This window comes from Pseudovibrio ascidiaceicola (assembly GCF_900114245.1).
Lineage (GTDB): Bacteria > Pseudomonadota > Alphaproteobacteria > Rhizobiales > Stappiaceae > Pseudovibrio > Pseudovibrio ascidiaceicola.
Genome location: NZ_FOSK01000005.1, coordinates 362083 through 385691, shown reverse-complemented (window position 1 = coordinate 385691; position 23609 = coordinate 362083). Strand labels below are relative to the sequence as shown.

Below are 23609 nucleotides of genomic sequence, written 5' to 3'. Positions count from 1 at the left end.
ATACGGCACTAATCGATGAAATGATACATATCAGGACGAAAAGGTACCAATTTTAGACCATAAGGCACATATCTTGATCCATCTTCTCTTCACCAAACAAGAGAAGGAACAGACGATGTGTAATGATCATGATCACAAGAAACCACTCAGCCGCCGCGATGCTCTGCGCGGCGGTCTGACCGCTGCAGCAGCTGTTGGCGGCGCAGCAATAGCGGGTACAGCACATGCCAAGGCGCAGGATAAAGTGAAGGATCCATATGCTCCACCAGCAAAGTCCGTTCTGCCTCCAAGCAATATGAAGCTGGATCTGAGCCGTGCCGCCCTTGTGGTGACAGATCCGCAGAATGACTTCCTGTCTCCTGATGGTGTAACCTGGGGCGTGGTGGGCGAAAGCGTGACCCGCAACAACACTGTCAGCAACATTGAGCGTCTGTTCAAAGCCGCGAAAGCAGCAGACATCACCGTGGCTGTTTCTCCTCACTACTACTATCCAACCGATCACGGCTGGAAGTTTGAGGGCGCGCTGGAAAAGCTGATGCATAACATCGGCATGTTCGACCGCAAAGGTGCACTCAACGTTGACGGTTTTGAAGGCTCCGGCGCAGACTGGCTGGACGTTTACAAGCCGTACATCAACGACGGCAAAACCATCGTCACCTCCCCGCACAAGGTTTACGGCAACGACACCAACGATTTGTCCCTTCAGCTGCGCAAACAGGGTGTTGATCAGGTTATTCTGGCGGGTATGTCTGCCAACCTGTGTACTGAGAGCCATATGCGCGAGCTGATCGAGCAGGGCTTTGAGGTAGCTGTGGTAAGCGATGGCACAGCCGCTGCAATTATTCCAGATGGTGACGGCTATCTGGCGGCGCTGACCAACTTCCGCTTCATCGCAAACGCGGTCTGGACAACAGACGAAGCTGTTAAGCTGCTTCAGGCTTAACCACCTAGCGCACCGCCTTACTCCTTAAGGTGGTGCGTTTTTTATCTCTCTGCTGTGCTTACACCTCAATTTGAACTGCATGTGCAATAAGTTTCAGTTAGAGAAGAGCTATGGCTCAAAAGACGAAAATTGGCCGCCGTGTTGGTGGTTGGCTCTATCTGCATCGCTCTGGCGTAGAATTACTCCCAGCAGAGGAGGCTGAACGGCTGGCTCAGGTGGTTTCACAGCATCCGGACACCGCTTGGAACCTCTGCAAGATCAGCAAGGACAAAGTCTCGCTGCTGCATTACGAGGACTTTGAGGCCTCCGGCTTTCCCGCTTTGCTCCATTCCATCACGATTGACCTTGCAACTCAGACAAGCAAGGCCATCGACTATTCCAAGCGCGAGAACCCGCCAATCCTGCATCGCAAAGAGTTGCTGCTGCCAGAAAACGATCCCAACATCCTTCAGTATGCCGCTTTAACGAAAGCTGCAGAAGAAGCCGGTCTATTCGAAAAGCCCGCAGGCATTGGAACGCGCAAGGCATGGGCAAAACGCATTGCTGATGCAGGGTTAAGGCTGGAAGGTCACCATCTATTGGTAAGCAAGTAAAAGGGAGGCTGCGCCTCCCTCTTGATTTCGCATAGCTTCAAATCAGCCGGATTGAGACACCGCCATCAGCGGTCATCGCGCTTCCCGTCACGAAACTAGACCGATCCGAGAGCAGAAACAGTGCGGCTTGGGCGATCTCTTTCGGGCTTGCCATGCGCTTGAGTGGATGCAAGCCAGAGATGAAGGCATGCCCTTCTGGATCATCACCTGCCATTGCTGTTTTCGTACCGCCGGGGAGCAGCGCGTTGACCCGGATGCCATCTGGTCCATGGTCTGCAGCCAGCGACTTCACCAACCCAACCAGCCCAGCCTTGCTGGCAGCATAAGCCCCCATGCCCGGCATGCCGCTGTTGCAGTGCCCTACAAAGGAGGATGTGAACACAATCGCTCCCTTTGTGCGTTTCTTCAAAGCCGGAATCTGTGTTTTAGCCGCGTAAAATGCGCTGGTGAGATTGGTATGCAGCACATTTTCCCAGTTGGTACTGTCCATCTCTGGGATCGGCTCCATATTCCCCACAGTGCCGGCGTTGTTGAAGGCCCCATGCAGCACGCCGTAGGTGTTGAGCGCATGCTCCACCAGTGCGGAGGCATAGGCCTCTTCAGTCACATCCCCTGCAAGATAAGTCGCCGAACTTCCTTGTTTCGTGATTTTGTCTGCAAGTGTTGCCAGCTCTGCTTCGCGTCTGGCCCCAAGCACCACATTTGCGCCTTCAGCAGCAAACAACTCGGCTGCTGCAGCGCCAATTCCGCTGCTCGCACCCGTGATGATGATCGTTTGTCCGTGTAGTTCCATGTTTTCCTCCATCGGTTGACTGGAGGCACTATTGGCGGCGATGCGGACAAAACCCACCCGATTTGCGAGGTCCCAGATTCATTAAAAGCTCGCAGTGATCCCTTAAGGCATCAGATACTGCATTTGAGAGTTCAGGCTATTAACTGGCATGTTCTGCGCAGGGACAGGCTCATCAGAAGGGAACTTTGCCAATTCCACCAGTTCATGTACCCAGAAACTGGTATACTTCACGAACAGCTTGACGGTTTCTGCAAACTCTTCAGCCGAAAGTTTGTCAACTTGGATAGCTTGGGTCAAAAGCACTTCGGAGCTGCGCTGGTTGATTGATAGCGCTGCGTGCCCCGTTCCCATGCCATTGTAGTTGGCTTCCAGAAGATGCAAGTAAAGCGACTTCGGGACGTTGTTCAAACTTGCCAAACGGCTGTTGAGCCGAACCACGTTTGCCTTGAAGTCCAGAACCTGAAAAAACACCTCAATCTCACCATCAACAGTCAAAGAGCACATATTCTCTGCGTCCAGTTTCAGGTCAGGCAATCCTATCGTCTCACCAAACTGCCTGAGTGTGTTTTCTACCATTTCCATTTGACGCCCCTTGATGTGTAAGTGGTCTGCTGGCCCTACCCGCAGACTGCGCAAAACCCGGCACTTCCAAAGCCTTTACGAAAAGGCTGCCAAATACCATGCCTGCAAAATGTGAGAGGGTGCCCCAGCAATCTGCGCTGCCTTTCCTCTCACGTATGATCAGATTACAGAGTGAGTTCTGTCTTAACGCCCCTCAGCGCAGATGGAATTTCACTCATGATGTCATCGATAAAGTGGATTTCTGAGCTCAAATCTCCGACGGACATGAGACCGCCTTTCACAAGTCCTTCAAAGACATGAAGAGCGCGCTCTGCATGGACAGAATGGCCGCGCAACAGCCGATCTCCATCACCTTTGAAATCATGCGATCGAACTGCATCGCGCTCCTGCGCCGAGAATTGAGAGACTGCATTTTGCAGCTGTTTGGAAACAAACCCACGTGGGTTATTGGGTTCCAGCTTTTCTGCAGCATGGTGCAACTTCGTAAAGCTTTGATAGGCCTCAGCTAGCTTGCCATCTTTCAAGTTGGATAAAACGGCTGAAACAGCTGAACTTGCGGCTTCTTGCCGACGGTCTGTCGCCGTATCTGCGTCGGTTTGGCTCCACACAATCTGTTTGGTTGCCATGCCCTCAAAAAATTCTGAAATCTTGCTCGTGGTGCTGTTCGAGCCTTCGCTAATATGCGTTTCGTTGGATTTAGAAACAGTGTGCCCACCCAGCTCTGCCGCCTGTAGAGCTGCCGGTGCATTCACTTCCAGCGGGGCATGGTACGAGGACGCTCCGCCAACTGAAATACCCGTCATAATCTAATGCCTAAAGTTCTTCCCATAGCTCAACCTAAACAACAGCCCTCACTTCAGGTGTGTTGAACGAGACAGTTCTCCAATTATTTAAGGGATTACTCAGCTAGCGGATAACTGCGAATAAAGCGGTCTGTGAACATCAGCAGGATGATGCCCGGAACCGACGCGATGAGAGCAATGCCAGCTCCTGTTGCATCCAGTGCACCGCCGGATATTTTTGCGAACAGCAGCGTCGGCAGAGTGATGATTTGCCCCTGCCCAATGAAAAACGTGAGCAGAAACAAGTTGGTTGAGACCAAGAAGGTGAACAAACAGCCTGCAATCACCCCAGGAAGGATCATCGGCAAGGTCACGCGGAAGAAGATCTGTCGTCGATTGGCGCCAAGAACGCGTGCGTGGTCTTCTGCTTCTGTTCCATGCCCCTGATAAACCGCTGTCAGCATACGCACCATGTAGGGAATAGTGGGGATCAGATGCACCACAATAACGCCTGCATAAGTGCCAGCAAAGCCGAGCGCGATAAAGATCATCAGCAGAGCAATACCAATCGCAGCTTCGGGGATCAGAAGCGGCAGGGCGATCAAAAACTCAAGCTGATTTTTGCCACGGAAGTTGCGCTGTGCCAGCACGCGCGCCGCAGGTAAGCAAATGAGCAGGCATAACAGCGTCACAGCAATGCCGATACCAAGCGTGTTGATCGTGGCTTCTGCGACGCGAGAACTTGGCGAGAACACATAGTCCCATGCCAATGGAAACGGAGATCTCTCCCGTTGCTCATGCCACCAGACGGTTGGCAGAATGTTCGGCCATGCCCAACGGAAGGCCAAAGATTGGATGATCAGCGGCGCAAACGGTGCAATGGTGAAAGTCGCCATGGCCAACACGAGCAGGCGCTGCCATGGGTTGATGGACTTGATGTCCCGGGGGCTGGAGATCATCATACACGCCCTCTTGCCCGTTCATATCTGCGGTAACCCAACAGATATGCTGCGAGGAAGATACCTGAAACCAATGCCAGTGAAACAACCACAGCCATGCCCTGCAACTGGAACGCATAGTTGGCATCCTGAAAATACCGCCAAGCCAGCACAGGCAGGGTATCCGGATACCCCCCACCCAGAATAAGTGGGGCTTCAAAAGCACCGATGTTGAATGCAAAGCAAATCAGCGAGGCAGAGACAATGCCCGGCATGATTTGTGGCAGCGTAACACGCCAGAAGATCTGTCTGGAAGTGGCACCCAGCACCATGGCTGCTTCAACCGTATCTTCGCCTTTCCGCGCCAGTACGGCAGAAAGTGTCAGCGTCATAAACGGAACCTGCTTCCAGACATAAACAGCGATAATCCCGCAGCCCCAATGAGTTTTGAGGATTTGGACAAACTGTGCCGGATCATCAATCAGCCCAAGACCTGCGGAGATGCGAGAGAGCAGTCCGCCATTACCCAGCATTACCAATGCCAGTGCAATGCCAACGGTATACGGCACCATCAGCGGCAAGCGGATGAGTGCCGCAAAAGTGCGGGAGACTCTGAACTTCTTGGACAGAGCTATGCTGAGCGGAATTGAAATGACAAGGCCAATCAGCGTTGCAGCGAACCCATAATAGAGCGTCAGACCCAGTGAAGCCCAAAAATCAGAGGAGAGCCAGAGGCGTTCAAAATACCGGGTTGTCGGAAACTCATTGATACCAAACCACGGGGCATAGCCGAAGCTTTGCAGGATGCCCAGCACAACAGCTCCGCCAAACAGCCCCAGCAAAACCACAAGCAAAGGCATCACCTCCGCGACATCACGCAGGTTCTGCATGAGCGCGGGAGATACGGTCCTGTTGGTTTTCACGGGAAGTGCCTTTGGCATCAGTTTTCGTTTCATAAAAGGCGGATGGCAGAAAGCCGCCATCTGCAAAAGTGTTAGTTGTTCAGTTCACCAGAGACCTGCGCAACGATGTCTGCCAGAGGCTTGTCTTCCTTGCGTTCAATGACAGCCAGCCAGGTGGCTTCGATCACATCAACAAGGCTTGCGTTGGTATCTGGTGCGATGTTGTCATCCAGCTGCTGCTGGGTCACGCCGTAATGTGGAGGTGCGGAAGCTGCAACTTCTGCCGTTTCTTCCTCACTCAGGCGCCACAGATCCAGACCAACAGGCATGCCTGCGGTTTTCAGTTTGGAGGCCTGCGCTTCTGCTGAGGAGAAGTAGTTGATTGCAACAAGAGCGGCTGCCGGATGCGGGCTGTTCAGCGGCAGAGCAAGGTAGTTCTTGTTCTTGATCATGTTCCCAGCCGGGAAGATCATTTCCTCCGCCTGTTCTGGGTACGCGCCGGTGATCAGGCCGTTATGATTGCCAAACACACCAAATTTACAATTGAAGTGCACTTCGGAGTTGAGGAAGAGATTGTCCAACTCTCCAGAATTTTCAGCATAACGTGGTTTGCCGGAAGCACCGCCTAAAAGCAGTGGTTCAATGCTCTTCAGGTACTCAATACCCGGCTCCATCAGGCGCGCCAGCTCTTCTCCGCCCAGCTCTTCAAAGCTCTGCTGGTATGGAGCTGCACCAGTCCCATCCGGGTTATGCGCATAAAGGACCGATTGAACGAAAGTGTTGCCCAGATAATGCGGAGGTTTCACGTAAGTGAACTTGCCCGGATTGGCTTCTAAATAGGTCTTCAACTGCGCAAAGGTGGCTGGTGTATTTTCTGCAGAGACATGAGCGCGGTTGACGGAGCATACATACTGCTCACCAGACCACGGCATCTCCTGAAACCCAGTTTCGACGCCAAAATCACGCAGGTTGAGAAGTGAACGCGGATCGCTTTCATCCCACTCAAAGTTCACTGAGTTCGGTAGGCGGTTGGCAAAAGCCCCCCACAGCGCATTCTGCTGCTTAAGAGAGTAGAAGTTTTCGCCATTGACCCAGACCAGATCCACACTGCCCTGTTCTTCGCCGCGGCCTGCTGCCAGCTCAGCGATCACCACATCAACCGTGTCTTTGGTCGCCGTGATCCGCACAGGGTTCAGCTTCACTCCTTCTGCGGCCAGTGCTGGTGTTGCCACTTGGTCAACCCAAAGGTTGATGATGTCCGACCCGCCCCAGTAATAGAAGTTGACGGAGCCTTCATCGCGCGCTTTAGCGGTAACATCTTCCCACCCCAGATTGCCCTTCAAAAACTCGCTGCGGAACATGCCCGGCGTGTTGTCTGCCTGCACAGCGCTGCTCCAGCTGACAACAGCGAGCGTGCTTGCAAGTAGCATCTGTTTACTGCGTGATTTTGTGTTCTTCATAAATTGCCCCCAACCGGTTCTTCAGCCGCTATTACTGCAGCAGCCAAATTTGCTCTGGCGGTAAGGTCACGGTGACCGCATCGCCTGTTTTTCTTTTGATTGTAGATGCTTCTTCAACGGTCAGAGATCCCTCTCCCACCTGAAGCGTATAGCGCATCATCGCGCCAAGAAATTCTGCTCGTGTGATTGTGCCGGAAAACGCATTTTCCTGCGGTGCTTCGCGGCACTCCTCAATCTGAATGCTTTCAAACCGCAGCATGGCCTTTGACGGCTGTTTTGCTCCCAGGCTTGAACCTACTCCCAGCATGAGCTGACCGTAAGGGCTCTCGATATGCCCTTCAGAGATCGGTGTGCATTCAAAAATGTTGGAATGGCCCATAAAGCGGGCGGTCTGTTCATTGGCTGGTCGCTGGTAGATCTCATCTGGTGCTGCAAGGTGCGCGATTTTGCCGTCAAACATCACCGCAATCCGGTCCGCCAGATCCATCGCCTCGATCTGATCATGGGTCACCAACAGTGTTGTCATGCCATACTCATCATGCAAATCACGGATGAACTGGCGCATCTCTGTACGCAGCAGCGTATCAAGGCTCGCCATTGGCTCATCCAGCAACAGCACTTCAGGCTTGGTCACCAGCGTACGTGCGATTGCAACACGTTGCATCTGTCCGCCAGACAGCTGCGCAGGAAAGCGCTTGGCAAACGCCGAGAGGCGGACAATCTCCAGCATCTCCCCCACCTGCCGCATCTGCTCATCCGCAGAAAGGCCACGCACAGACAGACCAAAGGCCACATTCTGCTCCACTGTCATATGTGGGAACAGGCCGAAGCGCTGAGAAACAAGGCCGACTTTTCGCTTCTGGACAGGCAGAGTGGTCACATCCCGCCCATTGAACCAGATGGAACCGGAGGTCGGTTGCTCCAGCCCGCAGACCATACGCAGGCTCGTGGTTTTGCCGCAGCCAGACGGGCCTAACAGCACCAGAAACTCGCCACAGGCCACATCAAGATCGATGGCATCAACCGCTGGTGCTCCTGAGAACACTTTTGAGAGGTTTTTCAGCTGAACCTGCGTCACACGGCGCCTCTTCACTCATCTTGATCAGGACGTTTGCGTCCAACTGTTATTATTGTTGCTTTCAAGCTGCAGCGAAACCTGCGCAATGGCACAAGCCTACCCCATTTATCGGAGTAGGTCAGGTTTCTCCTGTCAGTTGAGTGATTTGCACACTATGCCAGTGCGTTACTGACGGTACAGTAAAACCGGCGTGAGTTTAACGTTATGAGGGCTGCCATACAGGATATCAGCGCCTTGCCGTCATCCAAAGCTGCTCCTGCTCAACTATTTGTAGGGAAACTGGAATTTGCAAGATTGACGGTTTGAAGGACGCACGAAGACCCGCCTCAGGCATCAGCCTTTGCGAAGGCAAACCAGAACTGTTCTGCCACCGGTTTCGTCTGTGAATAGATTTTTCGGAAAGGCGCAGGGAAGTTTGCTTTAGCAAAAGCAATGTCCCCTTCCAGAAAATGCTTGCGATAAATCCCCTCAACATCTTTGGAAAGCACCGCTGCTCGTTTGCCTTGCTTGCAATAATCAAGCGCGCTTTTGAGCAACACCCCCCGAAGCCCTGCATCCTCAATCGTAGAAAGCTGCGGAATGATTGATAGTCCCAGTTCATTCAGACCCGAGTTGGCCCGGTGGCTGAGATCATCCGGTTCCAGCAGCTTTTTCTCGTAAAACTTATTTATCAAATCAACATACTCGGCCGGATGCTTCTCCATTGCCTCCTGAGGCAGGTACGTGACAGAAATCCGCTCTAGTTGCTGTGCAACACTTTGCCATGCAAACGAGGGAGTGACTGCCTTATTTGCAAACTCATGAAAGGTTTTTGGGGTGCCCTGCCACGACAGGCAATGGAGAAAGAACGAGACCAGGAAATCGGTACGGTTTCGCACGGTGACCAGCGTTTTAACTTGCACACCTCGTCGCTGCAGTTCTTTCACGAGCTGAGAGTAACGTTTGACGTTAGGATAGAACTGTTTATGGACGAACGCCTTCCCCATGAGTCTTTCGTGAGAAATTCTATAGGTGTCTGTCTCTGGCTTAGTAATTGCTTCCTGAAAAAGGTCCGCCAGTTCCTCTGCCTTGGGCTTGATCATACGGTTCTCATAGAGCCGCATAAATGAGCTTGCTTTGAAGCTCGTGCGATCATCAAACAAATCAGGGTGTTTGGAGTAGAGCTGCTTTTGCAGGGCAGTTGTACCGGTTTTATGCGCACCGATATGGATCAGAACCTTCTTCATCAGCACAGACCTTAAGGCGTATCCCTGAAACGCGGGGTCGGATTTCAAAATGGATTACGCGACAGATTTTGAAACGAGCATCCGTTCAGCCTAACCACATTGGCCTGTACTGCTATTCCCGAATATTGGCCCCTTTAAAGGGAGAGGCCATGTTCATCAGTGAGCACTCTCAATCCTGATTAATGCGGGCCAGCTTCGACAAGAAATTGCTGGAGCTGCAGGCTGCGCACCGCAGTCTGGTCTCCCATGCAAACAGACATGGCGAGCGGCGCGTGGCTGCCTCCCTCATAGATCAGCGCATTCGCGGAACACGTATCATCACGAAACTTGATCCAGTTGCGTTGCGCATTCTTCAGGCTGGCTTTCACATTGGTGCTGGCATGCTTCATGATCTCAGCATACGCAGTGTTGAGGCGCTGGTCCCAGACCATATATTCTTGCACTGCGCAGAAAATCATGTGGCTGTTTTGATAGTGGCTGCCGATACACTGTTCCATCACCTCCCCAAAACAAGCCATAGCTGGATAGCCACCGCCCTTCTCATCTACGCATTCGGCTATGATGGCAACCTGCTCCTCAGTTGGCTCTTCAGCCGCCTGAGAGGGAGAGTTGAGTACGAAAGCCAACGAAAGCGAGAGCAGAGACGTGCGAATAAAACTCATAGAAACCTCAAAGTAATTTTCTCTATAAACTGTGATAGGTGATCCGCGATGACAAATTGCTAACCCAAGTCACTGAGAAAAACCTAGTCATTCTCTACAGAGCCTTACAGATTTCCTGTTTCTTTTACATGACAAACTGGTTTGGTTTGAAACACGACACAAGAGAGCAGCAGGTCATTCAACTTGATGCGCCTTTGCATCAGCTAGTCAAACCTAGGCAAAACCGAGTCATATCCGGGAAATACGGAGCAAAAGACGCCATATTACGACTTTGTGACGGGCTGGGGAAAACGCACGTTGTGCGCATTTTACCTGTTATACTTCCTGTTGGTTTGCCAACTAAATATTATTCATATATTTCAAAAGCTTGCGTGATTTCAGATATTTCAACTTCATTGGTCTGCTTTCATCACGCGACGCCACGAAAAACGCAATAATTGCGCAAAATTCTCGCCATAATTGAGCTAAGCATATTGAATTATTGGCATAAGTGTCTTAAGTTATTTATTAAATCATTGAGGTGGCTAATTTAGTTGCCGGATCGATTTCAAGAATCCGCTAAAGCTCCCAAGGCACGCGAGCGATCCCTTGCTTCCCTTCTCGTCAAAACGGGGAAGCGAGAGATCTCGCATATTCTGATAGTCCGACAACTCCAGCTTAAAGACCTTTGCCGTGTATCACGACAACTGCGTTTAAGTGAGCCTCCTATTAATAACCGCGAGAGCTGAATCCGGAGGCTGTGATGAGCAGTTTTGAAATACTTCTACACCTTGCCGCCGGTATTTCCCTATTGTTCTGGGCAACTAGAATGATCCGAACAGGTGTTGAGCGAGCGGTTGGACAGAAATTCCAAGGTTGGATGCAGCAGGCTTCTAAGAACCGCTACACCAGCTTCACAACTGGCTTTCTGGTCTCCATCATCTTGCAGAGTGCAACAGCTACAGCCATTCTTGCGCGCGGGTTCATCAGCAAAGGATCCATTACGCTGGCAGCTGGCCTTGCCATCATGCTTGGCGCAGACCTTGGCTCCACCATGGTAGTTCAGGTGCTCTCATTGGACCTCAGCTGGCTTCTGCCGGTTTGTCTTGTTGTTGGTGGCGCTCTGTTCTCCCGTGGCAGCACGCGCACCATGCGCCAAACGGGCCGCATCATCATTGGTGTTGGCCAGATGCTGATCGCACTTTCTTTCATCGGCATGGCCTCCGAGCCACTGCGTGAAAGTGGAGCCCTGCCTGTTATCTTGAATCTGCTGATTGGTGACCCGTTTGTTGCGATCATCACCGCCGCCGCTCTGACCTGGCTACTGCATTCATCCGTTGCAGTGGTTCTTATGATCATGACATTGGCAAGCACCGGTGTGCTGCCGATGGAAGGTGCGCTGCTCTTCATTTTAGGCGCAAACATCGGTTCCAGTATTATTCCACTTGTCCTCACCATGAGCGATACTGCGGACGTACGCCGTGTGCCACTTGGCAATATGATTTTCCGCGTGGCGGGTGTGTTGATCACTTTGCTGCTGATGCGCTTTGATGTGTTCACCATCGACATGTTGGGCGACGATCCCGCACGTGCAATCGCCAACTTCCACAGCGGGTTCAATCTTGCCGTCGTTCTGCTTGGCATTCCAACCATTGGCCTTGTTGCTCGCCTGACCAAGCTCATCATCTCTGATAGTGCTGGCCAGTCTGAGGAAGATGATGTCATGGAGCGCCTCAGCCTGCTTGACCGCAAGCTACTGGAAACCCCTGACCTCGCCTTTAACGCCGCTACCCGCGAAATGCTGCATATGAGCGAAAAGGTAGAAGCCATGCTGCGCGGGGTGATGGTGGTGTTCCGCGGCGACGATGCGAACACGGCCAGACGGCTGATGAAGATGGATGACGAGATCGACGATCTGCATCGCTCCATCAAAGAGTATCTGACGGATGTAACCACTAAGTCCATGAGCGACGAGGATTACCAGAAGTATACGGAACTGATGAACTACTGCGTCTGTTTGGAGCAAATGGGCGACGTCGTTCAGCGCAACCTGCTCGTATTGGCAGAGAAAAAGTCCGGTCTCAATAAGGAGTTCTCACAGGAAGGCTGGAAGGAAATCAAAGACCTCCACGCCGCTGTATTGCAAAACCTGCAACTCTCCCTGCGCGTGCTCATCACCCGCGATGCCGAACTTGCACGGGATCTGGTTGCTCGTAAGGTTCTGGTCCGTGAATTGGAATACAAGAGCCGTGACGCGCACCTGCGCCGCCTGAGCCAGAACCGCCAGTCCAGTCGGACAACAAGTTCCATTCATCTGGAAACCATCAGTGATCTAAAGTATTTGAACGCGCTTTTGACCACAGTAGCCTACCCGATTGTTGAAGGGGAAGGCGAGCTGCTGCGTAGCAGGCTCACCAACGAGCCACAGAAAAACCCAGTTGGTATTGTACCCGTGGGCACTTGAGCGCCTCTCCTAACTTTGAGGGAGGCACGGCCGAAATCAGATTGATACTCTGATTTGAAACGCAAGCCAGTGTTTCCCCTCGAGGTCAGGAGCAGCAAGCATGTTTGACAAGGACTATGATGTAACCTTTTCACTCAAACGGCTTTGGATACTCCTCGGCGTTGGCATGGTCCTCGCCTTTGGCGTTTTGCTCTTCTTCGGCGCTGAAATTTATCGCTTAAAACCACCGATCCCGGAGATGGTGGTCTCGGATAATGGCGATATTATCTACACGAAAGATGATATCGAAGAAGGTCAGAATGTCTGGCAGTCTCTGGGGGGCATGCAGCAAGGCAGCGTTTGGGGGCATGGCAGCTATGTTGCACCGGACTGGTCTACAGACTGGCTGCACCGCGAAGCACTGGCTCTTCTGGATGTTTATCACCGCGCCCGGGTTGGTTCCGGGTACACACCGCCAAGTGATGAACAACGCGCTTTCCTTCAAGTCCTCGTTGAAGAGGAAATGCGGCGCAATCGCTATAATCCAGCCAATGAGACCATCACAATTTCAGATGATCGGGCAGTCGCAGTCAGGCAGGTGGAAGATCATTTCACTAAGCTATTCTCGTCCTACGATAACATTGACGGGCAAAACCTACGGGACGATTATGCCTTCCCGCCCAACATCCTGATCACTCCCGACCAAGCCCAAAAACTCTCTGCATTCTTCTTCTGGACCTCCTGGAGCTCTGTCACCAACCGGCCAGATGATACAATCTCCTACACCAGCAACTGGCCGCATGAACCATTGGTTGGCAATCAGCCAAGCGGAGCAGCCTTCATCTGGACCATTGTCAGTATCCTCCTGCTGCTTGGCTGTGCGGGCGCACTCTGCTTTTACTACGTGCGCCAGTATGATTTATGGCGCGAGCGCATTGTGCCGGAAGGCGGTGCTGCATCAAAAAATCCGTTGGCGAATGTAAAACTAACCTCATCCATGCGGGCAACAGCCAAATACTTCTGGGTGGTTGTGGGTCTGATGGTTGCGCAGGTGGCACTGGGGATTCTCACCGCTCACTACGCTGTTGAAGGTCAGGATCTTTACGGCATCCCGCTGGCAGAATTTATCCCTTACTCCATTTCACGCACTTGGCATACTCAACTCGCAGTCTTCTGGATCGCAACTGCATGGCTGGGCACTGGCCTGTTCATGGCGCCACTGCTTTCTGGCAAGGATCCAGCCTATCAAACCCTGGGTGTTAACTTCCTCTGGATCTGCCTCATCATTATCGTGGTGGGCTCCTTTGCCGGCGAATGGCTCGGGGTCAATCAGTTCTTCTCCCGCACCATGAACTTCTGGTTCGGCCATCAGGGCTATGAGTATGTTGATTTGGGCCGTTTCTGGCAGATCTTCCTATTCATCGGCCTTCTGCTCTGGTTGGTGCTCGTCCTGCGCGCGCTTTACCCAGCCCTCAAGGGTGGGCATAACCGGAGCCTCATCGCCTTGACGCTTTTGTCAGCCACAGCCATCGGCTTGCTCTATGGCGCAGGCCTGTTCTGGGGCCAAAACACGCATATCAGCGTCATGGAATACTGGCGTTGGTGGGTCGTGCATTTGTGGGTTGAGGGTGTCTTCGAGGTGTTCGCAACAGCCATCATTGCGCTCATATTCGTGAACCTCAAGCTGTTGCGCAGCTCCACGGCAGCTGTCGCCGTCATCTTCGCCACCATCATCTTCATGTCAGGCGGCGTGCTGGGCACATTCCACCACCTGTACTGGAGCGGCACACCTATTGGCGTGTTGGCGCTTGGGGCTGTGTTCTCGGCGCTGGAAGTTGTTCCTCTGCTGGTCATCGGCTTTGAGGCTTATCAGACCCATAAGCTGGAACAGAACACTCAATGGATCAACCATTATAAATGGCCGCTCAACTTCTTCGCCTCGGTTCTGTTCTGGAATCTGGTTGGTGCGGGTCTGCTCGGCTTCTTTATCAACCCGCCGCTGGCGCTCTATTACATGCAAGGGCTCAACTCCACACCGGCCCACGGTCACGCCGCCATGTTTGGTGTGTACGGGCTGCTTGGAATCGGCCTCATGCTGTTCTGCCTGCGCTCGCTCATTCCAGACAATCGCTGGAGTGACAAGTGGCTGCAACAAGCATTCTGGGGGCTCAATATCGGCCTTGCCATGATGCTCGGACTCTCGCTGATTCCGCAGGGAATTTATCAAGCTTACATCAGCTTTACTGAGAGTTATTGGCTTGCCCGTGCACCAGAAACGATCCACGGACCAGTTATGACTGCATTGGTGTGGGCACGTGTGCCTGGAGATATTGTTTTTAGCTGGGGTATCTTTTCCATCGTCATGTTCATGTATCGCGCTTACTTCGGCCAGCCAGTAAACGAAAAAGAACAGGCGGCAAAGGCTTAAGGTGTGAAGTGCACTTTCACACTGAGCAAGTGCTTATAAAACCGTCAAGAACAGGCCTCGCTTCATTAGCCAGCGAGGCCTGAAAACGTAGCGGACAATGCCGTTTGTGGCGGACCGGCAACACATACTTTCATTCATGTGTATAGCCATGTGCATTGCGTAAAAGTGTATCTACAACTAAGAAGAGCTATATATACTGATTGCGATTTTTAGTTTTATTTCCGTAAGGTACATTTCTTAGTTGCTTAGATTTCCGCTGTTCCATCATGAACTGACGCGGGTTCTGCGCATTTCAGGTCCTTTGATGCTGGCCATGTCCGGCAGAACTCTGATGATGATCGTAGACCGACTGTGTCTCGCCGCCTATTCCGAACAGACCCTCACGGCCTCTGGCCCGGCGGTCTTCATGGGCATGTCCGCAATCTCCTTCTTCTCCGGTGTTACCCAGATTGGCCGATCGGTCATCGCTGAAGCTTACGCCCGCAGCGGCATAGAAGAGGCACACAAGATGGGCGGCAGGCTGTTTGCTGTTTCTATCTTGTGCGTGCTGGGTCTCAACCTCACCCTGCCTTTGCTGATGAACCTGTCGCAATTCAGTGGTCGCTCAGGCGAAATCATTGCACTGGAAAATATCTATCTCAGCTGGGCTATGCTGTTTGGGTCCATCATGATCCTTGACGGCGCAGCGAGTTGCTATTTCGGTGCTATCGGCAACACACGGCTCATCTTCAAAGCCAGTATTGCAGGTCAACTGGTGTCCATGCCCATGACTTATGTGTTGGTGTTCGGGCTCTATGGATTCCCTGAGCTTGGCATGGCGGGCTCGGCTATCGGCACGGTGCTCGGCTCCCTTGCAGTATTGGTCGTTTACCTCACTCGGACACCTCAAGCTTTGCGCGACGCTGCTTTGAATGAGGCGAAGGTGTTGATCACCAAATCGCGCCGCGCTTTTGAAGTACTCGCGCTTTTCAAACGCGGCGTTCCTTTGGGCGCTCATGACAGCACGGACGAGATCGGCAACACTGCCATCATCTGGGCCGTTTCCATGGTGGGAGCCACCGCACTGGCGGCCAACAACTTCAACGTCATTCTCAACTATGTCGGCATCATTCCTGTGATCGGTATTGCCAATGGTGCAACAATCCTTTCATCACAAGCCATTGGCCGCAATCAGTTTGAGCGCATCCCAAAGATAGCGAGTGCTTCCCTGTTCGTTGCGTTTTCCTATGTGGCAGTCGTGACAGTGCTGTTGCAAAGTTTTGACCGAGAGATCACCTCCCTGTTTTCACTTGGCAACTACGGGCAGGATATCTTCGAGCTGTCGATCTCCGTCACCTCGCACATCTGGTATTATGCGGTGGCTTTCGCCGTTTCCTTTATCGCCAGCGGCATGCTGCAAAGCTTTCACCAAAACACATTTGTCTTCAAAACCCGCATTCTCACCATGTGGTTTGGCAGCGTCCCGGCTTCCTATCTGATTGCTTACAACTGGAGCATTGAGGAAGGCGCGCTTCAACTCATCTGGATCTCACTCAGCACATTCGAATTGGGTCTCGGCCTGCTGTTCACAGCCAAGATCTTTTCCTGTCTGAAAGAGCACAATCTGCCGGAGCCAGTGTGGGAGAATGACATTAAGAGAACAGAGGTCACTTAATCCACAATTAATATTAGATTTTTCTAATTTATATTTCTCTAGCACTGGAAGAATGGGCGCAGTTCGTTTTAGGCTGCTTTCAACGCACTGTAATGCGCGTTCTATTCTCTTCAAATCCACAGAGTGCAGGCGGAGTTCACTATGCTATCACACACCAACTATCGGCGTATTTTCAAGCTCTTTTGCATTTATGATGTGTTGGCATTGGCTCCCTTTGCAGTTCCATTCCTCAATAACGCTCACCTTGAAACCTTATGCTATTTCAATGTGGTGCTCGGCGGGCAAACCTGGCCCACCTTCTTGCCAGTTCACTTGTTATTTGGGCAAATGCTGGGCGTTCTGGGTGCAGGTTGGGCCGTCTGGCGATGGCGCAACATGTCGTTTTCCATCGGCAGATATGAGGGCTTTCTAAGGTTCTTCTTCGCCGCATCCTTGGTCTGGGCATTTGTTCTGACACATCATCCCATCCTGCTGATGTTCGCTGCGATTGATCTCATTGGCGGAGCCCTGCACATAGTTCGCCCTGTCGCAGCAGATCAGATCGGCAACCAACCGCCAGCAAAATCCTATCGCAGAAGTGTCTCCACATAATCTGCCACATCTCTGGCATCCACGGAGGCCTCGCGGACCAGCCAATCGAAATGGTCGGTAAGCGAACTGACCCTTTCTGCTTCACGGAATGCCAAATAGCATTGCCCGACATACACCACCGCCAGATTAGGGCCGAAGATGGTAATCGGTGCACTGAAGACCTTGTGCGCATCAAACAGGAACAGGCGTAGTCGTGGGAACATCTGGCGGCAGGTGTCTGCCACGAACTTCAACTGCTCAACCCGCGTTTCCTTATTCAGGTAAGCGTAATAACCAATGCCCTGCGCACAGGCTTGTATCTCATGAAGCGGGATGGCGATTTCATAGTCAGACTGACGAGAACGCAACCAATCCAGTTGTCCGCTAATTGACCCTACCACCTCTTCAGGATCCAACCCGCGAAACGACGCATACTCCCACGCCAACATACGATCTGTTTTTAAAATGTCGGGCAGAGTGGCTGGTACGTGGCGTACCTTCAGCCCAGTCGCTTCTTTGTGCCAATTGAGGATCTGCTCATCAACGGAGGATCGCTCTGCCGGGCTCAAAGCCATCGCAGCGGCAATGATGTCCCCCGGGCGCTCCGGCCTGTTGGTGAGCCCCAACAGCCAATCCGCACTCACACCGAGCGAAGCTGCCAGATCAGCCAACAGCTGGCCGTTGGGCAACCTCGGGTTTTCGTTGTTCAGCAACTGGCCAACGGTAGAGCGATCAACACCGGCATTGCGAGCCAGTTGGCTGCGCGTCACATCGGCCTCTGCCATCGCTTCGAATAACCGGTTTCGAAACAAAGTAGCTCTGTCGCGCTTGTCCATCAGATTCACCATTGCAGATTATAATCAACAAAATGAATTTATTGCAGCTAATATACCAAATGTCCAATCCGCATTTTTTCCGGTAGCAACGAGAGGAGGAATTACATTCTTACCTGGACATCTTATATGGACTCTGCATCACGCATTTTTACAAAATCAGTTACCTGGCAAGTCATGGGACTTTTCACTATGACGTTGATCGGATTTATTTTTACGGGCTCCGTCACGCTCGGTGGCGGCATTGCCATCGTCAGCTCAACCCTTGGCTTCATCTTCTACTTTCTGCATGAAATGGTTTGGTCCAACATCAAGTGGGGCCGCAAAATTGCCGGTGCAGACACACAGCAGAAAACGCAGAGTTAATCTATTGGAGCTGTCTCACAGCTCCCCTCGTCCTCTTAGCACGCCAAAGACCTCGCGATACTCAGGAAATGCAAGGTCGCGCAGGCTGATAGCCTCCTGAAAATCCACCCACCGCAGTTCAGTATGCTCATCACCAAGGTTCTTTGTGTCACCTTTCCATTGGGTCACAGTGAACAGATGAAAGACGGTTGCATCGTGCTGATCGTTAACTTGAGTTCTGAACTCAGTGAACTTGGCAAAGGCTTCTGCCTTAATGCCCACTTCCTCTTTCAGTTCCCGCAAAAGAGCCGCTTCCAGCTCCTCCCCGGCTTCAACATGACCACCGGGGAAACTCCAAACGCCCGGGAAATTCCGCCGGGCCGGGGACCGAAGCCCCATAAGGACACGGTTATTCTGCAGCAACAGCCCATTTACAATATCAGTCATCCAAGAGCCTCTCTTAAACCCGAATCTGAGCCACGAAGTGTCATCTTAAAGAGGCACTTCGTGGCTGTTCACATCAAATCTCCTTAAATCGTGCACCTTTAAAGCAGCGCACAGGATTTCCACGTTCTAGTTCATGATGAAGCTGTCGCTGTGTTTTCCGCAGGCGGTCCTTTTCTGTCACAGAAAGACCTGCAAGTTTCTCCTTTAAGCGCTGCACAGCGAGTTGCTTGTTGCGATGTTGCGAGCGCTCATCTCTGGCCACCACAGCGAGACCTGTCGGCACGTGGGTCACACGCACCGCGCTTTCAGTCTTGTTCTGGTGTTGGCCACCCGGGCCACCAACGCGCAAAGTCTCAAACCGAAGCTCTTCCAGTTTCAGCTCTCCGCGGTCCTCCGTCAGGGACGGCAACTCAAACACGCCAATGAACCAGTTCTGCCGTTTGTGGTTGGGGCGAAACGGACTCTGGCATGTCCACTTGATGGTGCCATACCATGATCTGGCAAAAGCCTCCTTACCGCTGCCTGAGAGTGTGACCTCAACAGACGCTACATCAACAGACGGCCCGTACTGTTCAGGATCACACACGATTGAGAGTCCGAGCTTTTGGGCTGCTTTTTCCATGGTGCTGAGGGTATGGCGGAGCGCGAGCCTGCATTCCGCAGGCCCGTCTCCAGATGTCACCAGCAAGCGCAAAGATGCGTTCTGTGTCATCGTTTACCCTTACGCTCATCCGTGCCACGCGCTGTCTTGAACGTAACAACAGGCGTCATCACCCCAACACATGTGGCAAGCTCTGCCTCAACCAGTTGGCTTAAAACATCCTCTGAGTTTTTGTAGGCTTGCGGAGCTTCTTCCACCAGGAGCTGTTTATCCTCACACACAACGCGCCCGCCGTAAGACGTACGCGCCAAAGCATTGCGAACGGACTTCTGCTTCGCGATACGCCCATGCATGGACGCACGGTCGTATTTGCGCCCTGCTCCATGCGCCAATGAGGACAGTGCCTCCGGTTTGTTGCCAGTTGGTTTCAGCAAAAAGCTCTTTGCATCTCTGGAGCCTGCTAGCGGCACCAAATCTACATCCGCTTTGGCCGCACCCTTACGGTGAAGGAACGCATCACCATAGCTCTCAATGAGGTTATGGCTGCTGTCCACCACCAGTTCCACATCGCAGCGCAACGACGCAGCTGCTCGCTCTGCAATCACTTTGCGGTTTAAGCTGGCCCATCGCACAGCAAGGTCGTGCATTTTGAGGTAGTCGTGAGCCCGCTCATCCTGAGCTGACATGCCTTCCGGACCAAGCGCTGCATAATCATCAAAGATGCCAGCTCCGAAGGAACGAGAGCCGGAATGCACGAAGAGCAGTACGTCGCCTTTCGCAATACCGGCTTTAGCGGCAAGGTCCGGATCTGGCGTTTCTGCCAGAACCTGCACCTCGCAGAAGTGATTGCCACCGCCAATCGTACCGATGGCATGGGGAGCCAGGTCCTCTGGCAAACCGGCAGCCCGCAGATGCGCCTGCCCTTCTTCCAGATCAGAATGATCCTGAAGCGCACGCAAGCGATCCGCCAGTTTCTGCGGCTTTAGTTTGTGAGCACTGAGCGAGGTGCGGAACACGGTCATGCCGCAGCCAATATCGTTACCGATCATGTGCGGATGCACACGGTCAGACAGAATTGCGACACCGACCAGGCCGGGATGCAAATCAGGAAATGCCGCGATCTGTTTGACCGCTTCAAGCTCAGCAAGTTTGTTAAGTTGGACCTCTGCATCCCCTAGGATCCAGGCAGAAGTCCCATAGAATTTATGGATTGGCGCAGGCGCACTGGCAGCGCGGGTCGCGCAATCCAAGCGTAAATTGCCCATGAAAATGGCCTATAGTTCTTGAAAGTATCTTCGAGCGATGCTCGAAAGAAGATCCTAAAGGCCGCTAGCGCTGGCTCTGAGAAGGATCAGTGCCCTTTGAAGGGCGAAACGCGGAAAGACATGGTTCGCTCCAAACTGTGCTGCGCACCAATTGCTGCAACAGAGGGCTGAGGAGATAACAGACAGACGCCGCAACGTCAATGTGACTATCCTAATCACACCAGTCACCGTGGCTGGACAACAACACCAAGATGTCTAGGGTACTGTGCAAGCAAGGGGAGACAGTCATGCGGGTTTTGGTCGTTGGTGGAACTGGGTTTCTGGGTGGAGCCATAGCGGATGCACTCGTCGGTGCAGGGCATCAGGTTGCTGTGCTGGTGCGTGGAACGACCAAACGATCTTTACCAGATGGCGTAGAGGCCATTGCAGCAGACCGATATGGTGATCTGAGTGTTTTGAAGCAGCACAAGTTTGATTGGGTCTTTGACACATGCGCCTTTTCACCGGACGCAGTGCGCAGCCTGCTGGAACCACTGGGAGACCAATTGCAGCGCTATGTGTTCATCTCCTCAATTTCAGCCTACGGCACATTTGCGAAATCGCGCCTGAATGAACATGACCCGGTCCCGAATGCCACCGAAAATGATCTGACAATCTCTCGTAGTCTTTCTCACGCAGAACGCAGTTCAGCAACCTCCTACGGCGCTTCGTATGGTGCGCTCAAACGGGCATGTGAGCTTGCTGCGGAAGAGGTTCTTGGCGAGCGGGCCACGTCCTTGCGAGTGGGCCTGCTGGTTGGTGCTGGCGACTACACGGACCGGCTGACCTGGTGGGTCCGCCGCATCGACCAAGCCACATCGCAAAACCGAGCTGTCCCAGCTCCTGCTCCATCATCAAGGCAGGTGCAGATGATTGACGTCCGGGATGTGGCTGATTTCGCACTGACCTGTGCTGAGGCCAAACGTGGTGGCATCTGGAATGTCACCAGCTCTCCGTTTCAACTGGTTGATCTGCTGAAGGACATCATTTCAGAAGCTGACTCCCCTGCCCGACTGCACTGGGTGGAAGAAGAACACATCATTGACGCAGGTATTCAGCCGTGGACTGATCTACCCGTTATGATGCCGTCCCTTCCAGACTACGCACACTTCATGAACGTGGACACCTCCCAAGCAGAGGCAGCCGGTTTAACCTGCCGCCCGCTCAGCGAAACACTCAGCCCACTGCTGGCATGGGATCGTACCCGGCGTGATACAGCTCTGAAGTGCGGTTTGACAGAAGAGCAGGAAGCCGCACTGCTTCAACAACACGTGGCGAGCTGAGCATTCACACGTACCCTACACCTTGGCAGAAGCGCCAAGAGCCTTGCGGTACATGGGCACCAGCATGGTCTTTGCTTTTGCCATGCGCGTAAACCAGCTGGCTTTCACCGTGCCGATTGGCGGCACATCAGAGACACCTGTCTGGCTGCCAAGAGTCACGACCATCATGTTATCGTTGGTCTTCGGCTTATAGCTCTTCAGCTTGGCCTGCGGGTTCTTCAAAAGTTGCAGGACGTTGTGAGCCACGGTCTTAACGTGACCCCGCACATACAGGGCCTTTTTCACCTCATCGATCCCGGCAATATCACCCAAGACGAACACATTGCTCTGGCCCTTCATCCGGAATGTTTCATCAACAGCAATGTAGCCCCGCGCGTCGAGCAGATGAGACAGGTCCTGTTGCATATAGTCCGTGTTGGGTTTGCCGCCCACGCACCAGATGATCAGGTCGTAGTCAACCACAGCACCACTGGAGAGTTTGGCCTGCCCGGCCTCTGCGTTCTGTAAGGCAGAAGGTGCTGGTGAGAGAACGCGCTCGCCCAGCATGAACTTTACCCCTCGCTGCTGCAGCACCTTGATCGCATGATTTGCTGTCTTACGAGAGGTGCCTTTGAGAACTTCACCACTGGATTCGACCAGCACAACAGATTTTTGCGGGAAACGCTCCGTAATCTCGCCTGCCATCTCAATTCCAACAGGGCCACCGCCCACGAGCAAGATCTTCTGTGCAGATTCAATCGCACCATGGGTCGATTTGAACGCAGCGTGCCGCTCAGTCGTAGAGCCGGAGGTCGGCCGGATCAGCTCTGAGGGATACCGACTGCCTGTTGCCAGAATGGAGATATCAGCCTCCAACGTATGTTCAGCACCATCAACACCAACGACGTGCCCTGTCTCTCCGGTAAATCGCTCTAGCTTGCCGTGAATGAAATCCACGCCCTTCAAAAAAGACTGAAATGGCATGACTGCCTGATGAGCGTAATCTGGTTGAACGGCAACGCGCGGCATAGCCATGGGCACTTCGAAATAATCAAGCGAGCTGACAAGCTTCACATTAGCGTGCTTTGCAAGCTGGGTTGCAAGGGCCGCCCCGGCAATTCCACCGCCATAAATTACAACTGACTTGGACATGTCTTTACTCCATTCTGTTGCGCCTTATATACTACAATGATTTAATAGTTCAATATTATAAATATTACTTTTTTTAAGCAAACCTGATATGACGCCACCTGCAGATTTGAGGACGTGAATGAAATGAAAGACTTACCGGCAAGCATGCTTGTGCTTTTCCAGTTTCAGGAAATTTTGGGACGTATCCATAAATCCTACTCGGAATATGCTGATAAGCTCACCCCTACAGAAACCAATATGCTGCTGCATCTGGGCGAACCGGTGCGTATGGGCAAACTCGCGGACCTGCTGTTCTGCCTGCCCTCCAACGTGACAGTTCTGGTTGATAAGTTCGAGAAACTGAGCCTGCTCCAACGCCAACGCTCGGCAGAAGACCGCCGCGCGATCGAGGTCGCTCTCACAGACAAGGGGCAAGCGCTGCGCACTCAGACCATCAAACACATTTCAAAAGTCATTGAAGAGCAATCCGGTCTTGAGCAGGAAGATTTTGAGAAGATCTTCGACGTACTGAAGCAGAAGTCTATCATGGACGGTACTTGTGGAGCATGTCCTTCAGCGGAGAGTTAAGATTTAACCCGCCATCCAATCCGCTTCACAAAACCATTCTGGCTGCGTCTCCTGAATGCCCAAGG

General features: G+C 52.6%; 23 protein-coding genes. 9 read left to right on the top strand and 14 right to left on the bottom strand.

Annotation, left to right across the window (positions count from 1 at the left end):
• Window positions 1–115 precede the first annotated feature (115 nt).
• Both BM231_RS12155 and BM231_RS12150 read left to right on the top strand, forming a co-directional pair.
• Window positions 116–943 carry a cysteine hydrolase family protein gene (locus BM231_RS12155; RefSeq protein ID WP_093519760.1) on the top strand — a complete coding sequence of 276 codons (828 nt, stop codon included), beginning with the start codon at window positions 116–118 and terminating at the stop codon, window positions 941–943.
• Window positions 944–1053: 110 nt separating this feature from the next.
• Window positions 1054–1536, top strand: coding sequence for a class I SAM-dependent methyltransferase (locus BM231_RS12150; RefSeq protein WP_093519671.1), 483 nt, complete (start codon window positions 1054–1056; stop codon window positions 1534–1536).
• A 37-nt stretch (window positions 1537–1573) separates the two neighbouring features.
• On the opposite strand, the gene BM231_RS12145 is transcribed toward BM231_RS12150, so the two are convergent.
• The 9 genes from BM231_RS12145 to BM231_RS12105 all read right to left on the bottom strand — a co-directional run bounded on the left by BM231_RS12145 (window position 1574) and on the right by BM231_RS12105 (window position 9959).
• Complete coding sequence (locus BM231_RS12145) at window positions 1574–2329, bottom strand: SDR family oxidoreductase (protein ID WP_063310481.1); 756 nt, start codon at window positions 2327–2329, stop codon at window positions 1574–1576.
• 102 nt (window positions 2330–2431) lie between these two features.
• On the bottom strand, window positions 2432–2911 hold the full coding sequence (locus tag BM231_RS12140) for a type III secretion system chaperone (RefSeq protein ID WP_093519669.1): 480 nt from the start codon (window positions 2909–2911) through the stop codon (window positions 2432–2434).
• A gap of 164 nt (window positions 2912–3075) precedes the next feature.
• On the bottom strand, window positions 3076–3714 hold the full coding sequence (locus BM231_RS12135; RefSeq protein WP_093519667.1) for a hypothetical protein: 639 nt from the start codon (window positions 3712–3714) through the stop codon (window positions 3076–3078).
• A gap of 95 nt (window positions 3715–3809) precedes the next feature.
• Window positions 3810–4655 carry an ABC transporter permease gene (locus BM231_RS12130; RefSeq protein WP_208860298.1) on the bottom strand — a complete coding sequence of 282 codons (846 nt, stop codon included), beginning with the start codon at window positions 4653–4655 and terminating at the stop codon, window positions 3810–3812.
• A complete protein-coding gene (locus tag BM231_RS12125) occupies window positions 4652–5572 on the bottom strand; it encodes an ABC transporter permease (RefSeq protein ID WP_093519665.1) in 921 nt (306 codons plus the stop codon). Before BM231_RS12125 ends, BM231_RS12130 begins: the two co-directional genes overlap by 4 nt.
• A gap of 53 nt (window positions 5573–5625) precedes the next feature.
• The gene (locus BM231_RS12120; protein ID WP_093519663.1) at window positions 5626–6993 is read right to left on the bottom strand and encodes an ABC transporter substrate-binding protein; all 1368 of its coding nucleotides are present in this window, start codon (window positions 6991–6993) and stop codon (window positions 5626–5628) included.
• 31 nt (window positions 6994–7024) lie between these two features.
• Complete coding sequence (locus BM231_RS12115) at window positions 7025–8071, bottom strand: ABC transporter ATP-binding protein (protein ID WP_093519661.1); 1047 nt, start codon at window positions 8069–8071, stop codon at window positions 7025–7027.
• 326 nt (window positions 8072–8397) lie between these two features.
• A complete protein-coding gene (locus BM231_RS12110) occupies window positions 8398–9297 on the bottom strand; it encodes a sulfotransferase domain-containing protein (RefSeq protein ID WP_093519659.1) in 900 nt (299 codons plus the stop codon).
• Window positions 9298–9476: 179 nt separating this feature from the next.
• Window positions 9477–9959 (bottom strand): lysozyme inhibitor LprI family protein, encoded by a 483-nt coding sequence (locus BM231_RS12105; protein WP_093519657.1) that lies wholly within the window; start codon window positions 9957–9959, stop codon window positions 9477–9479.
• A 742-nt stretch (window positions 9960–10701) separates the two neighbouring features.
• On the opposite strand from BM231_RS12105, the gene BM231_RS12100 reads away from it, so the two are divergent.
• The 4 genes from BM231_RS12100 (at window position 10702) to BM231_RS12085 (ending at window position 17054) form a co-directional block, all read left to right on the top strand.
• Entirely contained in the window at window positions 10702–12402 is a 1701-nt protein-coding gene (locus BM231_RS12100) for a Na/Pi cotransporter family protein (RefSeq protein WP_093519655.1), read from the top strand.
• A gap of 100 nt (window positions 12403–12502) precedes the next feature.
• Window positions 12503–14809, top strand: a complete 2307-nt coding sequence (locus BM231_RS12095; RefSeq protein ID WP_093519653.1) for a nitric-oxide reductase large subunit — start codon at window positions 12503–12505, stop codon at window positions 14807–14809.
• Between the two features lie 241 nt (window positions 14810–15050).
• Window positions 15051–16463 carry an MATE family efflux transporter gene (locus BM231_RS12090; protein WP_093519651.1) on the top strand — a complete coding sequence of 471 codons (1413 nt, stop codon included), beginning with the start codon at window positions 15051–15053 and terminating at the stop codon, window positions 16461–16463.
• Window positions 16464–16604: 141 nt separating this feature from the next.
• A complete protein-coding gene (locus BM231_RS12085; protein WP_208860297.1) occupies window positions 16605–17054 on the top strand; it encodes a hypothetical protein in 450 nt (149 codons plus the stop codon).
• On the opposite strand, the gene BM231_RS12080 is transcribed toward BM231_RS12085, so the two are convergent.
• Window positions 17030–17869, bottom strand: coding sequence for a helix-turn-helix transcriptional regulator (locus BM231_RS12080; protein WP_093519756.1), 840 nt, complete (start codon window positions 17867–17869; stop codon window positions 17030–17032). The genes BM231_RS12085 and BM231_RS12080 overlap by 25 nt on opposite strands.
• Window positions 17870–17995: 126 nt before the next feature.
• On the opposite strand from BM231_RS12080, the gene BM231_RS12075 reads away from it, so the two are divergent.
• Window positions 17996–18232: a DUF2061 domain-containing protein gene (locus tag BM231_RS12075; RefSeq protein WP_063296718.1), complete on the top strand. Its 237-nt coding sequence runs from the start codon at window positions 17996–17998 to the stop codon at window positions 18230–18232.
• Window positions 18233–18247: 15 nt separating this feature from the next.
• On the opposite strand, the gene BM231_RS12070 is transcribed toward BM231_RS12075, so the two are convergent.
• From BM231_RS12070 to BM231_RS12060, 3 genes are all read right to left on the bottom strand, one after another.
• The gene (locus tag BM231_RS12070) at window positions 18248–18658 is read right to left on the bottom strand and encodes an NUDIX domain-containing protein (RefSeq protein WP_093519649.1); all 411 of its coding nucleotides are present in this window, start codon (window positions 18656–18658) and stop codon (window positions 18248–18250) included.
• A gap of 73 nt (window positions 18659–18731) precedes the next feature.
• Window positions 18732–19370 (bottom strand): peptide chain release factor H, encoded by a 639-nt coding sequence (prfH, locus tag BM231_RS12065; protein ID WP_093519647.1) that lies wholly within the window; start codon window positions 19368–19370, stop codon window positions 18732–18734.
• Window positions 19367–20524, bottom strand: a complete 1158-nt coding sequence (locus tag BM231_RS12060; RefSeq protein ID WP_167550296.1) for an RNA ligase RtcB family protein — start codon at window positions 20522–20524, stop codon at window positions 19367–19369. Before BM231_RS12060 ends, prfH begins: the two co-directional genes overlap by 4 nt.
• Before the next feature lie 287 nt (window positions 20525–20811).
• Here BM231_RS12060 and BM231_RS12055 point away from each other — a divergent pair, with 287 nt between their 5' ends.
• Complete coding sequence (locus tag BM231_RS12055; protein WP_093519645.1) at window positions 20812–21846, top strand: NAD-dependent epimerase/dehydratase family protein; 1035 nt, start codon at window positions 20812–20814, stop codon at window positions 21844–21846.
• A gap of 15 nt (window positions 21847–21861) precedes the next feature.
• Here the strand turns inward: BM231_RS12055 and BM231_RS12050 are convergent, their stop codons facing one another.
• Window positions 21862–22977: an NAD(P)/FAD-dependent oxidoreductase gene (locus BM231_RS12050; RefSeq protein WP_093519643.1), complete on the bottom strand. Its 1116-nt coding sequence runs from the start codon at window positions 22975–22977 to the stop codon at window positions 21862–21864.
• 123 nt (window positions 22978–23100) lie between these two features.
• Here BM231_RS12050 and BM231_RS12045 point away from each other — a divergent pair, with 123 nt between their 5' ends.
• On the top strand, window positions 23101–23544 hold the full coding sequence (locus BM231_RS12045) for a MarR family winged helix-turn-helix transcriptional regulator (protein WP_093519641.1): 444 nt from the start codon (window positions 23101–23103) through the stop codon (window positions 23542–23544).
• The last annotated feature ends 65 nt before the right edge of the window (window positions 23545–23609 follow it).

What these genes read in the sequence shown, in the direction of transcription:
- BM231_RS12070 (WP_093519649.1), bottom strand. Translation starts at nt 18,658, where the DNA reads ATGACTGATATTGTAAATGGGCTGTTGCTGCAGAATAACCGTGTCCTT.
- BM231_RS12100 (WP_093519655.1), top strand. Translation starts at nt 10,702, where the DNA reads ATGAGCAGTTTTGAAATACTTCTACACCTTGCCGCCGGTATTTCCCTA.
- BM231_RS12125 (WP_093519665.1), bottom strand. Translation starts at nt 5,572, where the DNA reads ATGCCAAAGGCACTTCCCGTGAAAACCAACAGGACCGTATCTCCCGCG.
- BM231_RS12110 (WP_093519659.1), bottom strand. Translation starts at nt 9,297, where the DNA reads ATGAAGAAGGTTCTGATCCATATCGGTGCGCATAAAACCGGTACAACT.
- BM231_RS12075 (WP_063296718.1), top strand. Translation starts at nt 17,996, where the DNA reads ATGGACTCTGCATCACGCATTTTTACAAAATCAGTTACCTGGCAAGTC.
- BM231_RS12155 (WP_093519760.1), top strand. Translation starts at nt 116, where the DNA reads ATGTGTAATGATCATGATCACAAGAAACCACTCAGCCGCCGCGATGCT.
- BM231_RS12045 (WP_093519641.1), top strand. Translation starts at nt 23,101, where the DNA reads ATGAAAGACTTACCGGCAAGCATGCTTGTGCTTTTCCAGTTTCAGGAA.
- BM231_RS12050 (WP_093519643.1), bottom strand. Translation starts at nt 22,977, where the DNA reads ATGTCCAAGTCAGTTGTAATTTATGGCGGTGGAATTGCCGGGGCGGCC.
- BM231_RS12060 (WP_167550296.1), bottom strand. Translation starts at nt 20,524, where the DNA reads ATGGGCAATTTACGCTTGGATTGCGCGACCCGCGCTGCCAGTGCGCCT.
- BM231_RS12150 (WP_093519671.1), top strand. Translation starts at nt 1,054, where the DNA reads ATGGCTCAAAAGACGAAAATTGGCCGCCGTGTTGGTGGTTGGCTCTAT.
- BM231_RS12120 (WP_093519663.1), bottom strand. Translation starts at nt 6,993, where the DNA reads ATGAAGAACACAAAATCACGCAGTAAACAGATGCTACTTGCAAGCACG.
- BM231_RS12055 (WP_093519645.1), top strand. Translation starts at nt 20,812, where the DNA reads ATGCGGGTTTTGGTCGTTGGTGGAACTGGGTTTCTGGGTGGAGCCATA.
- BM231_RS12140 (WP_093519669.1), bottom strand. Translation starts at nt 2,911, where the DNA reads ATGGAAATGGTAGAAAACACACTCAGGCAGTTTGGTGAGACGATAGGA.
- BM231_RS12145 (WP_063310481.1), bottom strand. Translation starts at nt 2,329, where the DNA reads ATGGAACTACACGGACAAACGATCATCATCACGGGTGCGAGCAGCGGA.
- BM231_RS12130 (WP_208860298.1), bottom strand. Translation starts at nt 4,655, where the DNA reads ATGATGATCTCCAGCCCCCGGGACATCAAGTCCATCAACCCATGGCAG.
- BM231_RS12105 (WP_093519657.1), bottom strand. Translation starts at nt 9,959, where the DNA reads ATGAGTTTTATTCGCACGTCTCTGCTCTCGCTTTCGTTGGCTTTCGTA.
- BM231_RS12135 (WP_093519667.1), bottom strand. Translation starts at nt 3,714, where the DNA reads ATGACGGGTATTTCAGTTGGCGGAGCGTCCTCGTACCATGCCCCGCTG.
- BM231_RS12080 (WP_093519756.1), bottom strand. Translation starts at nt 17,869, where the DNA reads ATGGACAAGCGCGACAGAGCTACTTTGTTTCGAAACCGGTTATTCGAA.
- BM231_RS12095 (WP_093519653.1), top strand. Translation starts at nt 12,503, where the DNA reads ATGTTTGACAAGGACTATGATGTAACCTTTTCACTCAAACGGCTTTGG.
- BM231_RS12085 (WP_208860297.1), top strand. Translation starts at nt 16,605, where the DNA reads ATGCTATCACACACCAACTATCGGCGTATTTTCAAGCTCTTTTGCATT.
- prfH (WP_093519647.1), bottom strand. Translation starts at nt 19,370, where the DNA reads ATGACACAGAACGCATCTTTGCGCTTGCTGGTGACATCTGGAGACGGG.